Source organism: Kribbella sp. NPDC006257, assembly GCF_040613535.1.
Lineage (GTDB): Bacteria > Actinomycetota > Actinomycetes > Propionibacteriales > Kribbellaceae > Kribbella.
In genome coordinates this window covers 163934-177076 of record NZ_JBEXSJ010000015.1, presented here as the reverse complement: position 1 = coordinate 177076, position 13143 = coordinate 163934, and the positions used below count along the sequence as shown (strand labels likewise).

General features: G+C 67.2%; 12 protein-coding genes. 7 read left to right on the top strand and 5 right to left on the bottom strand.

The window, feature by feature from the left end:
- Positions 1-63 precede the first annotated feature (63 nt).
- Positions 64-546: an Lrp/AsnC family transcriptional regulator gene (locus ABZ004_RS20175; RefSeq protein WP_355681548.1), complete on the bottom strand. Its 483-nt coding sequence runs from the start codon at positions 544-546 to the stop codon at positions 64-66.
- Positions 547-692: 146 nt separating this feature from the next.
- Between ABZ004_RS20175 and ABZ004_RS20170 the strand changes: the two genes are divergently transcribed.
- The 5 genes from ABZ004_RS20170 (at position 693) to ABZ004_RS20150 (ending at position 6112) form a co-directional block, all read left to right on the top strand.
- Positions 693-1862: a spermidine/putrescine ABC transporter substrate-binding protein gene (locus ABZ004_RS20170; RefSeq protein ID WP_355681546.1), complete on the top strand. Its 1170-nt coding sequence runs from the start codon at positions 693-695 to the stop codon at positions 1860-1862.
- 75 nt (positions 1863-1937) lie between these two features.
- Positions 1938-3044, top strand: coding sequence for an ABC transporter ATP-binding protein (locus ABZ004_RS20165; protein ID WP_355681544.1), 1107 nt, complete (start codon positions 1938-1940; stop codon positions 3042-3044).
- Complete coding sequence (locus ABZ004_RS20160; RefSeq protein WP_355681542.1) at positions 3044-3937, top strand: ABC transporter permease; 894 nt, start codon at positions 3044-3046, stop codon at positions 3935-3937. The genes ABZ004_RS20165 and ABZ004_RS20160 overlap by 1 nt, the downstream gene beginning before the upstream one ends.
- On the top strand, positions 3934-4743 hold the full coding sequence (locus ABZ004_RS20155; RefSeq protein WP_355681541.1) for an ABC transporter permease: 810 nt from the start codon (positions 3934-3936) through the stop codon (positions 4741-4743). Before ABZ004_RS20160 ends, ABZ004_RS20155 begins: the two co-directional genes overlap by 4 nt.
- Positions 4733-6112, top strand: a complete 1380-nt coding sequence (locus ABZ004_RS20150) for an FAD-dependent oxidoreductase (RefSeq protein ID WP_355681539.1) — start codon at positions 4733-4735, stop codon at positions 6110-6112. Before ABZ004_RS20155 ends, ABZ004_RS20150 begins: the two co-directional genes overlap by 11 nt.
- 6 nt (positions 6113-6118) lie before the next feature.
- Here ABZ004_RS20150 and ABZ004_RS20145 read toward each other — a convergent pair whose 3' ends face one another.
- Positions 6119-7501, bottom strand: coding sequence for an aspartate aminotransferase family protein (locus tag ABZ004_RS20145; RefSeq protein ID WP_355681579.1), 1383 nt, complete (start codon positions 7499-7501; stop codon positions 6119-6121).
- Between the two features lie 192 nt (positions 7502-7693).
- On the opposite strand from ABZ004_RS20145, the gene ABZ004_RS20140 reads away from it, so the two are divergent.
- Positions 7694-9127 (top strand): gamma-aminobutyraldehyde dehydrogenase, encoded by a 1434-nt coding sequence (locus ABZ004_RS20140; protein ID WP_355681537.1) that lies wholly within the window; start codon positions 7694-7696, stop codon positions 9125-9127.
- A 55-nt stretch (positions 9128-9182) separates the two neighbouring features.
- Here ABZ004_RS20140 and ABZ004_RS20135 read toward each other — a convergent pair whose 3' ends face one another.
- From ABZ004_RS20135 to ABZ004_RS20125, 3 genes are read right to left on the bottom strand one after another with little or no spacing between them, the layout of a single operon-like run.
- Positions 9183-10058 (bottom strand): RNA polymerase sigma-70 factor, encoded by an 876-nt coding sequence (locus ABZ004_RS20135; RefSeq protein ID WP_355681535.1) that lies wholly within the window; start codon positions 10056-10058, stop codon positions 9183-9185.
- Entirely contained in the window at positions 10055-11308 is a 1254-nt protein-coding gene (locus tag ABZ004_RS20130; protein WP_355681533.1) for a hypothetical protein, read from the bottom strand. Before ABZ004_RS20130 ends, ABZ004_RS20135 begins: the two co-directional genes overlap by 4 nt.
- A gap of 12 nt (positions 11309-11320) precedes the next feature.
- The gene (locus ABZ004_RS20125; RefSeq protein ID WP_355681531.1) at positions 11321-12202 is read right to left on the bottom strand and encodes a BadF/BadG/BcrA/BcrD ATPase family protein; all 882 of its coding nucleotides are present in this window, start codon (positions 12200-12202) and stop codon (positions 11321-11323) included.
- 110 nt (positions 12203-12312) lie between these two features.
- Between ABZ004_RS20125 and ABZ004_RS20120 the strand changes: the two genes are divergently transcribed.
- Positions 12313-13143: an LLM class flavin-dependent oxidoreductase gene (locus ABZ004_RS20120; protein ID WP_355681529.1), complete on the top strand. Its 831-nt coding sequence runs from the start codon at positions 12313-12315 to the stop codon at positions 13141-13143.

Sequence of the window (13143 nt, the reverse complement as noted above, 5' to 3'; positions counted from 1 at the left end):
CCTCAGCGCAAACCCCAGCGAAGAGTCAGCCCCACCTCAACACCCGTTCCGCCAGGGTTCATTTCAGCGGACGCCCCAGGAGTAGGTTTGTTTGACCAGTTTGAGGTAGACGAAGGTTTCGGTGACCTTGACGCCGTCGATCTGGCGGATGCGGTCGGACAGGACGCGGAGCAGGTGTTCGTCGCTCTCGCAGAGCACCTCGGCGAGCAGGTCGAACGAGCCCGCCGTGATCACGACGTACTCGATCTCGTCCATCGCGGCCAGCTTGTCGGCGATCGGTTCGAGCGCGCCCTCGGCCTTGATCCCGATCATCGCCTGCCGGGCGAAGCCGAGTTCGAGCGGATCGGTGACCGCGACCACCTGCATCACCCCGGCGTCGGTGAGCCGCTGGACCCGCTGGCGGACGGCGGCCTCGGACAGCCCGACCGCCTTGCCGATCGCGGCGTACGACTTGCGGCCGTCCACCTGGAGCTCGCGGATGATCGCCTTGGCGGTGTCGTCGAGGAGCCCCTGAGCCTTCTCAGGGCCCGCATTACGTCCGGTCACAGGCTCGATCCTGTCAGCGTCACCGGGGGGAGGCAAGTCATGACCCCGGATTCCGTTGCGAAATAGCGATTCGACTACGGAATCCCTTGTCTTGAGGTAATTGGTTTGACAGTATCGCCCGCGAAGCCGCTCAGTGGGAGGTCCCGATGCAGACCGTCAGACGCCGGACCGTCCTCCGCGGCCTGGGGTTGTCCGCGCTCGGGCTGGCCGCGGGCAGCTGCGGGATCCCGGCCGCCAAGCAGTCCGCCGACAGCTGCGTCAGTACGGACAGGTCGGCGACCGAGAAGACGCTGATCTTCTCCAACTGGCCCAGCTATATGGACGAGTCCGACGAGAAAGTCAACGGCCAGACCGTCCTGCCAACGTTGGACGCCTTCGAGAAGAAGAGCGGCCTCAAGGTCACCTACACCCCGGACATCAACGACAACGCCGAGTTTTACGCGAAGGTCCGCGACCAGCTCGGCGCCTGCCAGCCCTGCGGCCGCGACATCATCGTCCTCACGGACTGGATGGCCGCCCGGACCGTCGGGCTCGGCTGGATCCAGAAGCTCGACCACGCGAAGATCCCGAACGTCGACCAGCACCTGCTCAAGCAACTCAGAGCACCGGGCTGGGACCCGAACCGCGACTACAGCGTGCCCTGGCAGACCGGCCTGACCGGGATCGCCTACAACGCGAAGTTCACCAAGGAAGTCGGCAGTTTCGCCGACCTGCTCAGCCGGCCGGATCTCAAGGGCAGGGTCACGCTGCTCTCGGAGATGCCGGACACGATGTCGTTCATGCTCAAGCTGACCGGCGCCGACCCGTCGAAGTTCGACGACGCGGAGTGGAGCAAGGCGCTGGAGAAGCTCCAGGACTACGTCGGTACCGGCCACATCCGGCGGTTCACCGGCAACGACTACGTCCAGGACCTGAACGCAGGCAACATCGCTGCCTGCGAGGCCTGGTCCGGCGACGTCCTCGCGTTGCAGGCGGACAACCCGAACATCAAGTTCGTCGTACCCGAAGAGGGCCTGGGGATCTGGTCGGACAACATGCTGGTGCCGAACAAAGCGAGCCACAAGGCTAACGCCGAGGCGCTGATGAACTACTACTACGACCCGGAGGTGGCGGCCACGCTGGCCGCCTGGGTGAACTACATCTGTCCGGTCGACGGTGCCCAACAGGCGATGGAGAAGATCGATCCGGAGCTGGTCGACAGCCCGCTGATCTTCCCGGACGCCGCGACGCTGGAGAAGGCGAAAGCGTTCATGGCTCTCGACACGGCCAAGGCCAAGCTCTACGAAACCGACTTCAACCTCGCGATCGGGGGCTGACCAATGACCACACCGACAGCAGCGACGACAACGACCACAGCGACCGCAAGAACGGCAGCGACAACGAGCGATCTGGTGCTGACTGGAATCAGCAAGCAGTTCGGCAGCTACCACGCCGTCCGCGACCTCGACCTCACCGTTCCGCAGGGCGCCTTCTTCGCCCTGCTCGGCCCGTCCGGCTGCGGCAAGACCACCACCCTCCGGATGGTGGCCGGATTGGAGGAGCCGACCACCGGCACAGTCAGCCTCGGCGCGCAGAACATCACCGGCCTTCGCCCCTACAAGCGCCCCGTCAACACGGTCTTCCAGAACTACGCACTGTTCCCGCATCTCGACATCTTCGAGAACGTCGCGTTCGGCCTCCGCCGCCGCAAGGTCAAGGAGGTCAAGCAGAAGGTCGACGAGATGCTCGAGCTCGTCGAGTTGGGTGCCTTCGGCAAGCGAAAGCCGCCGCAACTGTCCGGTGGCCAGCAGCAGCGAGTCGCCCTGGCCAGAGCGCTGATCAACCGCCCGCAGGTGCTGCTGCTCGACGAACCGCTCGGTGCCCTCGATCTCAAGCTCCGAAGGCAGATGCAGATCGAGCTGAAGCGGATCCAGACCGAGGTCGGCATCACCTTCGTGCACGTAACGCACGACCAGGAAGAGGCCATGACGATGGCCGACACGATCGCGGTGATGAATGCCGGCGTGATCGAACAGCTCGGTACGCCGACCGAGCTGTACGACCTCCCCGCCACCACCTTCGTGGCGAACTTCCTCGGCCAGTCCAACTTGGTCCGCGCCGCGATCATCGGCAAGGCCGACGAGCAACTGGTCGTCGATGTCCACGGCAGCAAGGTGACCGTGCCGATCCCGCGCTGCCGGGTCACGGAGGGCGAGGTCTGGATGGGTGTCCGGCCCGAGAAGGTCTTCCTCGCCCCGGCCGGTGAAGAACAGAACGGCGGCAACGTATTACGCGGCGCTGTGGTGACCGATGTGAGCTACGTCGGCGTGAGCACGCAGTACCTGGCTCGTCTGCCGTGGGGCCAGGAGCTCACCGTGTTCGAGCAGAACACCGGTGCGCGGGACACCCTCACAGTCGGTGACCCGGTCGACCTGCACTGGCAACCGGTCCACACGTTCGTACTCGATGCCGCACAGGATGCGCTGGCCGGCGTCGAGGAAGTCGGGGACGACGCCTGATGAGCGCGCTGAGTCGCATCGGCGGAGCGGAACCTGTGGCACCACCCGAGACGAGGCGCCGGCGTACGGCGTACTTGCTGCTGCTTCCTGGTGGGCTCTGGCTGACCCTGTTCTTCGTCGTGCCACTGTTGTCGCTGATCGCGGCCAGCCTCTACGACCCGAACGGGTCGATCGAGGCCGGTTTCAAGATGACCTGGAGCTTCCACAACTACGTCGACGCGATCGCCGACTACGCACGGCCGTTCGGGCGCTCACTGTGGTACGCGCTGCTCACCACCGCGTTCTGCCTGGTGCTGGGTTTCCCACTGGCCTATGCGATCGCGTTCAAAGCAGGCCGCTGGAAGAACCTGATGCTCGCACTGGTGATCGCACCGTTCTTCACCAGCTTCCTGATCCGCACGTTGTCGTGGAAGCTCCTGCTCGGCGACAACGGCTTCGTGGTCGACGCTCTGAAGGCTGTGCACATCCTCGGCTCAGACGGCCGGCTACTGGCCACTACAACCGCGGTCATCACCGGCTTGACCTACAACTTCCTGCCGTTCATGGTGCTGCCGCTCTACGCCAGCCTGGAGAAGATCGACCACCGGCTGATCGAGGCAGGCGGTGACCTGTACGCCAACGCCATCACCACCTTCCGCACGGTGACCCTGCCGCTCGCGATGCCCGGTGTGGTCGCCGGGACTCTACTGACGTTCATCCCGGCGGCCGGCGACTACATCAACGCCCAGCTGCTCGGTACGCCGAAGCAGCGGATGATCGGCAACGACATCCAGCGCCTGTTCGCGGCCGGTGCTTACCCCACTGCGGCAGCGCTTTCGGTGACGCTGATGGCTGCGATCACTGTGCTGGTGTTGTTCTACGTACGCCGTGCCGGGACGGAGGAGCTGGTATGACCAGAGTCAGCCGCTGGATCGCGCGGCACCTGATCATGTTCCTCGGACTGCTGGTGCTGCTCTACCTCTTCGCGCCGATCTTCGTCGTGATCCTGATGTCGTTCAACGCTCCGAAGAGCAAGCTGTCGTACCAGTTCGACGGGTTCACGCTGAACAACTGGCAGCACCCCTGCCAGCCGTTCGGACTCTGCGACGCGGTCAGCACGAGCCTGCGGATCGGCCTGGTCGCGACGGTGATCGCGACGGCGCTCGGCACGCTGATGGCGTTCGCGATGGTCCGCCATCGCTTCCGCGGCCGCGCGGCGACGAACCTTTTCATCTTCCTGCCGATGGCCTCACCGGAGATCGTGCTCGGCTCGTCCCTGCTGGCGCTGTTCGTCTCCGGCGGCCTCGGCGGCCGGCTCGGGTTCTGGACGATCCTGATCGCACACGTGATGTTCTGCCTGTCGTTCGTCGTCGTCACCGTGAAGGCGCGGCTGTCCGGTATGGACAACCGGCTGGAACAGGCGGCAATGGATCTCTACGCCACCGAGTGGCAGACGTTCTGGCGGATCACCTTCCCGCTGGTCTTCCCCGGCATCCTGGCCGCGGCCCTGCTGAGCTTCTCGCTGTCGTTCGACGACTTCATCATCACCAACCTGAACGCCGGGCGGACGGTGACCTTCCCGATGTTCGTCTGGGGCTCCGCGCAGCGCGACATCCCACCGCAGATCAACGTGGTCGGTACGGCGATGTTCCTGGTCGCCGTCATCGCGGTGCTCGGCGGCGAGCTGGCCCGACGACGCCGGACCGCGCGTGCTCGCTGAGGAGGCGCTGGCGCACGCGAAACCGGCCGTCTACTGGCTCGACGAGCCCGGTCCCGATCCGTGCGAGCCACTCCATCGAAACGAGAAGGCCGACCTGGCCGTGGTCGGCGGCGGCTACACGGGCCTGTGGACGGCCCTTCGCGCGAAGGAGCGTTATCCACACCTGGACGTGGTCATCCTGGAGGCCGCCACGTGCGGAAGCGCGGCGAGCGGCCGCAACGGAGGCTTTTGCGATGCGAGTCTGACCCACGGCTACGGCAACGGCCTGGCTCGCTGGCCCGACGAGATCGACGCCATGGAGCGCCTCGGCCTGGAGAATCTCGAGGCGATCGGCGCCACCATCACGCAGTATGGAATCGACTGCCACTGGGAGCGGACCGGCGAACTCACCGTCGCGACGGCACCGCACCACCTCGACGAACTGGCCGAGGAAGTCTCAGCACGCCAGGCCGCCGGGCAAAAGGCACGCTTCCTCGACCAAGCCGAGGTGCAGGCGGAAGTTGCCTCGCCGACCTATTTAGGTGCCTTGGCAGAACCATCCCGTACTGCGCTCGTCGAGCCGGCCAACCTGGTCAGAGGACTCCGCCAGGCCTGCCTCGACCTCGGCGTACGAATCTACGAGAACACACCAGCAACCAGCCTTGGCCAGAACTCATTGCTAACAGCAACAGCATCAATCCAGGCCGACAGGATCGCCCTTGCCAGCAACGCCTTTCCGTCCCTGCTGCGAAGACTTCGGCCCTACACTGTGCCCGTCTATGACCTGGTACTAATGACGGAACCGCTAAGCACAGCACAGTTGGCGTCGATCGGCTGGCAACACCGGCAAGGCATCGGCGACGCGTCGAACCTCTTCCACTACTACCGCCTCACCCGCGACAACCGCATCCTCTGGGGCGGCTACGAACCGCTCTACTCGTTCGGCAGCAAGATCCACGAGTCGCTCGAACAACGCGATTCCATCCACACCATGCTGGCCCGCCACTTCTTCGCGACCTTCCCCCAGCTGGAAGGTCTCCGCTTCACTCACCGCTGGGGCGGCGTGATCGACACCAGCACCCGCTTCTGCGCCTTCTTCGGTAAGGCGTACTCCGGACACGTCGCCTACGCCCTCGGCTACACCGGCCTGGGCGTCGCCGCCACCCGCTTCGGCGCCGACGTGATGCTCGACCTCCTGTACGACGAGGACACCGACCGCCGCCGCCTCCAGCTGGTCCGCCGACGCCCGATGCCGTTCCCGCCCGAACCGCTGCGGTACGCCGGGATCAAGCTCACCAAGTGGTCGATGGCCCGCGCAGACGCGCACGCGGGCCACCGCAACCTCTGGCTCCGAACCCTCGACCGCCTCGGGCTCGGCTTCGACTTCTGAAGACTCTTAGAGCTTGGTCTCCGCCTCGACCAGCACCGCGCGGAGGATCTGCTCGATCTCGTCGAAGTGCGACTGGTCGCAGATCAACGGCGGCGACAGCTGGATGACGGGATCGCCACGGTCGTCGGCCCGGCAGTACAGGCCGGCGTCGAACAGCGCCTTGGACAGGAAGCCGCGCAGCAACCGCTCGGACTCCTCGTCGGTGAAGGTCTCCTTGGTCGCCTTGTCCTTGACCAGTTCGATCCCGTAGAAGTACCCGTCGCCACGGACGTCGCCGACCAACGGAAGGTCGAGCAGCTTCTCCAGCGTCGTACGGAACTCCCCCTCAGTGTCCCGTACGTGCTGGTTGATGCCCTCACGCTCGAAGATGTCGAGGTTCGTGAGTGCGACGGCCGCGGCGACGGGGTGCCCCCCGAAGGTGTAGCCGTGGGCGAACGAGACATTGCCCTGCAGGAACGGCTCCATCAGCCGGTCGGTGGCAATCATCGCGCCCAGCGGTGCATAGCCGGAGGTGAGTCCCTTCGCGCAGGTGATCATGTCCGGCTGATAGCCGTACCGCTCGGCGCCGAACATGTGGCCGAGCCGGCCGAAGGCACAGATCACCTCGTCGGAGACGAGCAGGACGTCGTACTGGTCGCAGATCTCGCGGACCCGCTCGAAGTACCCGGGCGGTGGCGGGAAGCAGCCGCCCGCGTTCTGGACCGGCTCGAGGAACACGGCGGCGACGGTGTCGGCACCCTCGTTCTCGATCGCCACCGCGATCTGGTCGGCGGCCCAGCGCCCGAAGGCTTCCAGGTCGTCGCTGTGCTGCGGGGCGCGGTAGAAGTTGGTGTTCGGCACCCGGAAGGTCGACGGCACCAACGGCTCGAAGGGTGCCTTCAGCTCCGGCAGGCCGGTGATCGAGAGCGCGCCGTGAGTGGTGCCGTGGTACGCGATCGCGCGGCTGATCACCTTGTGCTTCGTGGGTTTGCCGGTCAGCTTGAAGTACTGCTTGGCCAGCTTCCACGCGGTCTCGACAGCCTCGCCGCCACCGCTGGTGAAGAAGACGCGGTTCAGGTCGCCGGGCGCGTAGTTCGCGACCCGCTCGGCGAGCTCGATCGCCTTCGGGTGCGCATACGACCACAGCGGCATGAAGGCGAGCTCCGCGGCCTGCTTGGCGGCGGCCTCGGCGAGCTCGGTGCGGCCGTGCCCCAGCTGGCTGACGAACAGACCGGCCAGGCCGTCCAGGTACTTCTTCCCGCCGGCGTCCCAGATGTACGCGCCGTCACCCCGGACGATCACCGGGATGTCAGCGGTCTGGTAGCTCCCCATCCGGGTGAAATGCATCCAGAGGTGGTTGCGGGCGGACTCCTGCAGACGGGCTAGGTCGGCGGCGTCGGAGGGCATCATCACGTTCCTCTTCTTGAGCTGGCCGTAGGCCGCCATCTTCTCCCGGGCATTGCCTGTTGACAAGTGATTTCGCACCCAGAGACCCATTTGCCTGCGTATGTCGACGGTCGAAACGCCGCAGACCTACCGATTCCGTCGTCATCCCCGATAGGCTCTGCCCTGTTGAGGCCTCGAAGCAGACAAAGGACAGTCATGGTTGACCAGCAGACCTTCGTGAACGTCGTGGACGGCAAGACCATCGGTGCGCTGAGCGGCGCGCAGTACGACGTGGTGAACCCGGCGACCGGTGAGGTCTATGCGCAGGCGCCGCTGTCCGGGACCGAGGACGTCGACCAGGCCTTCGGTGCGGCCGCCCGTGCCTTCGAGACGTGGCGGGATACGACACCGGCCGAGCGGCAGCGGGCGCTGCTGAAAATCGCCGACGCGCTGGAGACCAGGTCCGAGGAGTTCACGAAGGTCGAGAGCGACAACACGGGCAAGCCGCTGGCGCTGACCGCTTCCGAGGAGCTGCCGCCGTGTGTGGACCAATTACGGTTCTTCGCCGGCGCCGCCCGGATGCTGGAGGGGCGGTCAGCTGGTGAGTACATGGCCGGCCATACGTCGTACGTACGCCGTGAGCCGGTCGGCGTGGTCGGCCAGGTGACGCCCTGGAACTACCCGCTGATGATGGCCATCTGGAAGATCGCGCCGGCCCTCGCCGCGGGCAACACGATCGTGCTCAAGCCGAGCGACACGACGCCGGCTTCGACCGTGCTGCTGGCCGAGCTGTGCAACGAGTTCCTGCCGCCCGGCGTACTGAACGTTGTCTGCGGCGACCGCGACACCGGACGTGCGTTGGTCGATCACGACATCCCGCAGCTGGTGGCGATCACCGGATCCGTGCGGGCCGGGATGGAGGTCGCGTCGGCGGCGGCGCGGAAGCTGAAGCGGACCCACCTCGAGCTCGGCGGCAAGGCCCCGGTCGTGGTCTTCGACGACGCCGACCTGGAAGCCGCGGCCGAGGCGATCGCCGGCGCGGGCTACTTCAACGCCGGCCAGGACTGCACCGCCGCGACCCGGGTCCTCGCGGGCCCGCGGATCCACGACGACTTCGTCGCCGCGCTGACCGAGCAGGCGAAGGCGACCACGACCGGGCAGCCTTCGGAGGATGTCGCGTACGGCGCGCTCAACAATGCCGACCAGCTCAGCCGCGTCGGCGGGTTCATCAACCGTCTTCCCGACCACGCCCAACTGCAGACCGGCGGTCACGCGGTCGGCGAGCGGGGCTACTTCTACGAGCCGACCGTCGTTTCCGGCCTGCAGCAGACCGACGAGGCGATTCAGGACGAGATCTTCGGCCCGGTCATCACCGTCCAGCGCTTCTCCGACGAGGACGAGGCACTCCGCTGGGCCAACGGCGTCGAATACGGGCTGGCCTCCTCGGTCTTCACCCGCGACCACGGCCGCGCGATGCGGATGGCCCGCCGCCTCGACTTCGGCTGCGTCTGGATCAACACCCACATCCCGATCGTCGCCGAAATGCCCCACGGCGGCTTCAAGCACTCCGGCCACGGCAAAGACCTGTCGATGTACGGCCTGGAGGACTACACCCGCATCAAGCACGTGATGTCCAACATCGAGGTCTAAAACGGAGGGAGTGGGGGGCATCAAGCACGTGATGTCGAACATCGACGTCTGACGGTCAGGCCCAGGTGGAGATCTTGGCCAGTTTGTCCGGGTTCATGACCCAGAGGAGCCGGTCGATGCCGTCCGGCGAGGCGGCGATGTTGAGCATCACGAACGGGACGCCGTCCCGCGAGACCATCGCCGCCGGCCGGCCGTTCGCCTCGGTCAGGGCGATCGTGCTGCCGGTCCAGAAGTGCGATGCGAACGACTTCATGAACAGCGCGATCCGGGTCCGCCCCGCGACCGGGATCTTGCTCGCGTTCCGGACCCCGCCGCCGTCGGCGTAGCTGATCGCGTCGGCGGCCAGCAGCTCCTCCAGCACGGCGACGTCACCGTCCCGGGCGGCCGCGAGAAAGGCCTCCAGCAGGCGCCGGTGTTCGTCGTTGGCGACCGGTTCGCGCCGCTCGGTGGCGAGTCGTTTGTGCGCGCGGCTGACGAGCTGCCGGACATTCGGCTCCGACATCTCCAGGATCGTCGCGATCTCGTCGTACGGGTAGTCGAAGGCCTCCCGGAGCACGTACGCCGCGCGCTGCGTCGGCGACAGCTTCTCCAGGACGTGCAGCAGCGCGAGTTCGAGCGCGTCGGCCCGTTCGGCACCCAGCGCCGGGTCCTCGCGCAGGTCGATCGGGTCCGGCAACCACGGGCCGATGTAGGTCTCGCGCCGGACCCGGGCCGACTGGGCGGCGTTGATCGCGAGCCGGGTGGTCGTGGTGGCGAGGAAGGCGGCCGGTTCGATCACCTTGGTCCGGTCGTAGCCCTGCCAGCGGATCCAGACCTCCTGGACGATGTCCTCGGCCTCGGCGACGCTGCCGAGCATCCGGTAGGCGATGCCGAAGAGCCGCGGCCGGACGCGTGCGAAATCTGCGGCCGCCTCGTCGAGATCGCTGGTCACGCCTCCATCGTACGGAGCAGTGCACCGGCGGTCGTCAGCAACTCCTCGGTTGTGGACTGGTCGAAGTAGGTGATCAGGGCTTCGTACACCCCGGCCGCGTCGGCCTCGGCGTCGACCACGTAGCCGAAGTAGCCGTCCGCATAGCCGATCACCCGGGTGATCGGATACCCGCTCACAGCCTGCAACCGGAGGCCGTGCAGAGCGAAGAGCTCGACCGGGAGATGGACCCAGGCAACGTCGCCGAGCGTGACGACGCTGAGCCGTAACTCGAGCTCCGGCGGCAGCTCGGCGGCCGCCATCAACGCCTGGCCGCGTGCTCCGTCCAGCCGGGTCTGGGCGATCCGCGCGGCCGGATCGTCGAGCCGGCCGCGGATCCCGGCCTCGGCGGACGCCACCGTCGCCGCGGCCTCGGCGGGCGACGGCAGGTCACGGACCCTGAGGACAGCCGTCGTACGCCGGATGCTCGGCGCCACCGACGGCAACTCGAGGCCGGGCCCGCCGAGCGCATCCCTGACTTGTGCCGCCAGCAGGCCCCCGAGCCGCGAGACTTCGGCCGCTCCGCGACCCCGACGCGTGAACCGAGGGCTGACGTCACCGGCCGCCCCCTGCAGATACCCCACGACGACATCGCCGAGTGCAGCACGGGCGGCGCCTGGCCAGTCGGCGGACCAGAGCAGGTTCTCGGGTCCGTACGCCGTCGGGTGGCAGGCGAAGTCGAGCAGCATCGCCGCGAGTGAGCCGTCGAGCGAGTGCAGGGCGAGAACGCCCGCCGTGTTGTCATGCGGGCCATCACACCGGTGGCGGTTGGTCCCGACGCCATCGATCTCGACTGTCCGCCAGTACGCGCGGACCGGCGAGCGCCGCAGCGAGGCATGGGCCACCGCTGCGATCAGTGGCTCATAAAGCGAGGGCTCTCGCGCGGCCGGGATCACCGGATGGATCTCACCGGTCCAGCCCGCCGGTCCCGAGTGCGTGTGGGAGGCGCAGACCACCACGCATGCTTCGGGGATGTCCGCGGCCGCGGCTGCGGCCGCAGCCAGCTCAGCGGCTAGCGAGGTTCCGGCGGCGATGGCGTCGAGGCTCAGCCAGAGCACGCCCGGTGAATCTTCGCTACTCAGCCAGATCAGGGTCGCCCGCAGCGGGTCCGCAGTACCGGCTGCTGGGCCGGTGCGCGCGGCGTACCCGTCGAGGGGGTGCCCCGGTGGTGGCGTCACATCGAGCGAGGCGGCAGCCAGTAACAGCCCGCTCATTTCAGTGCTTCGTCATGAGCGGTGGACGAGGATCAGGTCGGCGTACGGACCCGGCGGACCGACCGCCAGCCGCTCGGCACCGTCCAGCGAGTTTCCGGCAGCCGGCACCAACTCGGCTCGCGATGGCAGCGCCGCCCGCAGCGGTTCGAGCAACTGTTCACCGCCTTGGAACAACCCACCGACACAAGCCACCGGAACGCGCCCCGTCATCGGCCGGACAGCCGCCTCGATCGTCTCGGCAACATCACCAGCAGCCTGTACGACGATGGCGCGCGCCACCGCATCGCCATCAGCAGCGGCCGCCAGTACTACGGGCGCGAAGCGGGCCACGTCGTCGACGAGCGTCGGCGACGAGTAGAGATTCACCGGGTCGAGCGGGGTCTCCGCCAGCGCGGTCGCAGGTCCGCGACCGTCCCGGGCGCGCTGTACTGCGACCAGGCCGGCCCGGCCGATCGCGAAGGCACTCCCGGCATCGCCGAACAGGTATCCGTGCCCGTCGATCTTGCGCCAGGATCCATCCCGGTCGACCGCGAGACAGACCAATCCGGTGCCCGCGGCGACAACTACGCCGTACCGGTCGGGAAGTGCTCCGGCGTGCGCCGTGACCATGTCCTGAGTGAGCCGGACTTCCTTGGCAGCAAGGGTTTTCGCGATCCCTTCCGCGAGAAGTCGAGCGATCGGCGGATCAGCGGGGAAGCCGGTCAGACCGAGGGCGACGACCTCCACCGGTTGGGTCAGCTCCGCCTCCGAGGCAGCCGTGCTGATCGCGTCGAGCATGTCCTGCACAGTGTTGGAACCGTGGGTGAATCCAGGGCCGGTGCCGGTCCGGCCGCCGATCACGCGGAGCCTCAGCGCTGACTGTCCACCGTCGACCGCAACCTTGATCATGGTCATCGGTACGTCCAACCTCCCCTTTGGTAGCGCAAGTCGAGTAGATCACCTGCCGGGTTGCACGAACAGGCAAATCCGGGGCCGGTCTGCTGGTGCCGTGGCAGGCTTGCCGTATGCGATTCGGGCTGAAAGTGAATGCCGCGGGCTGGACCGACGCGGCGGAGTGGGCGGGCCGGGCCGAAGAGGCCGGCTTCGACGGACTGTGGACCGGGGACAACCTGCGGAATCCGCGCGACCCGGCGGTGCCGGTGCTCGACGGGCCGACCGTGGTGACCGCGTGGGCGGCGACGACCAGCCGGATCCGGGTCGGGCTGCTGATCGCCAACCTGGTGTTCCGGCAGCCGACCGTGCTGGCGAAGCAGGTGCTGACGATGGACCACGTGGCCGGTGGGCGGTTCGACTTCGGGATCGGGTCGGGTGTCTGGCCGACCGATCACGGGATGGCGGGCGTGCCGGTGTGGACGGCGCGGGAGCGGGTCGAGCGGCTGACCGAGTTCGTCGAGGTGGTCGAGCGGCTTTTGGCGGGCGACGTGACTGACCACGACGGGCCGTACTACCCGTACTCGCTCGCTTCGATGACGCCCGGGCCGGTGCAGGAGCGGGTGCCGTTGATCATCGCGGCGAATGCACCCAAGGCGTTGGCCGTGGTGGCTGCGCACGGCGACGGCTGGGTGACGTTCCCGGGTGCTGCCTCAGAGGCCGACTTCTACGAGGCTTCGCTGGAGCGGCTGAGGTTGCTCGACGAAGGGCTCGGTGGACGGTCGGTGCGCCGGATCCTGCTGGCCTACGGCGCGATCAGTCCATGGGAGTCGGTGGACGGCTTCGCCCGGCTGGTCGAGCGCTACCGCGGCGCAGGCTTCGACGAGATCGTCGTCTACGCCCCGAAGGACCACGAGCGAGCCGTCTTCGACAAGGTCACCTCAAACCTGGACAACTACCGCTAG

Excerpts from the sequence above, each read along its gene's own strand:
- ABZ004_RS20170 (WP_355681546.1), top strand. The coding sequence starts at position 693 with ATGCAGACCGTCAGACGCCGGACCGTCCTCCGCGGCCTGGGGTTGTCC.
- ABZ004_RS20160 (WP_355681542.1), top strand. The coding sequence starts at position 3,044 with ATGAGCGCGCTGAGTCGCATCGGCGGAGCGGAACCTGTGGCACCACCC.
- ABZ004_RS20155 (WP_355681541.1), top strand. The coding sequence starts at position 3,934 with ATGACCAGAGTCAGCCGCTGGATCGCGCGGCACCTGATCATGTTCCTC.
- ABZ004_RS20145 (WP_355681579.1), bottom strand. The coding sequence starts at position 7,501 with ATGATGCCCTCCGACGCCGCCGACCTAGCCCGTCTGCAGGAGTCCGCC.
- ABZ004_RS20140 (WP_355681537.1), top strand. The coding sequence starts at position 7,694 with ATGGTTGACCAGCAGACCTTCGTGAACGTCGTGGACGGCAAGACCATC.
- ABZ004_RS20130 (WP_355681533.1), bottom strand. The coding sequence starts at position 11,308 with ATGAGCGGGCTGTTACTGGCTGCCGCCTCGCTCGATGTGACGCCACCA.
- ABZ004_RS20125 (WP_355681531.1), bottom strand. The coding sequence starts at position 12,202 with ATGACCATGATCAAGGTTGCGGTCGACGGTGGACAGTCAGCGCTGAGG.
- ABZ004_RS20120 (WP_355681529.1), top strand. The coding sequence starts at position 12,313 with ATGCGATTCGGGCTGAAAGTGAATGCCGCGGGCTGGACCGACGCGGCG.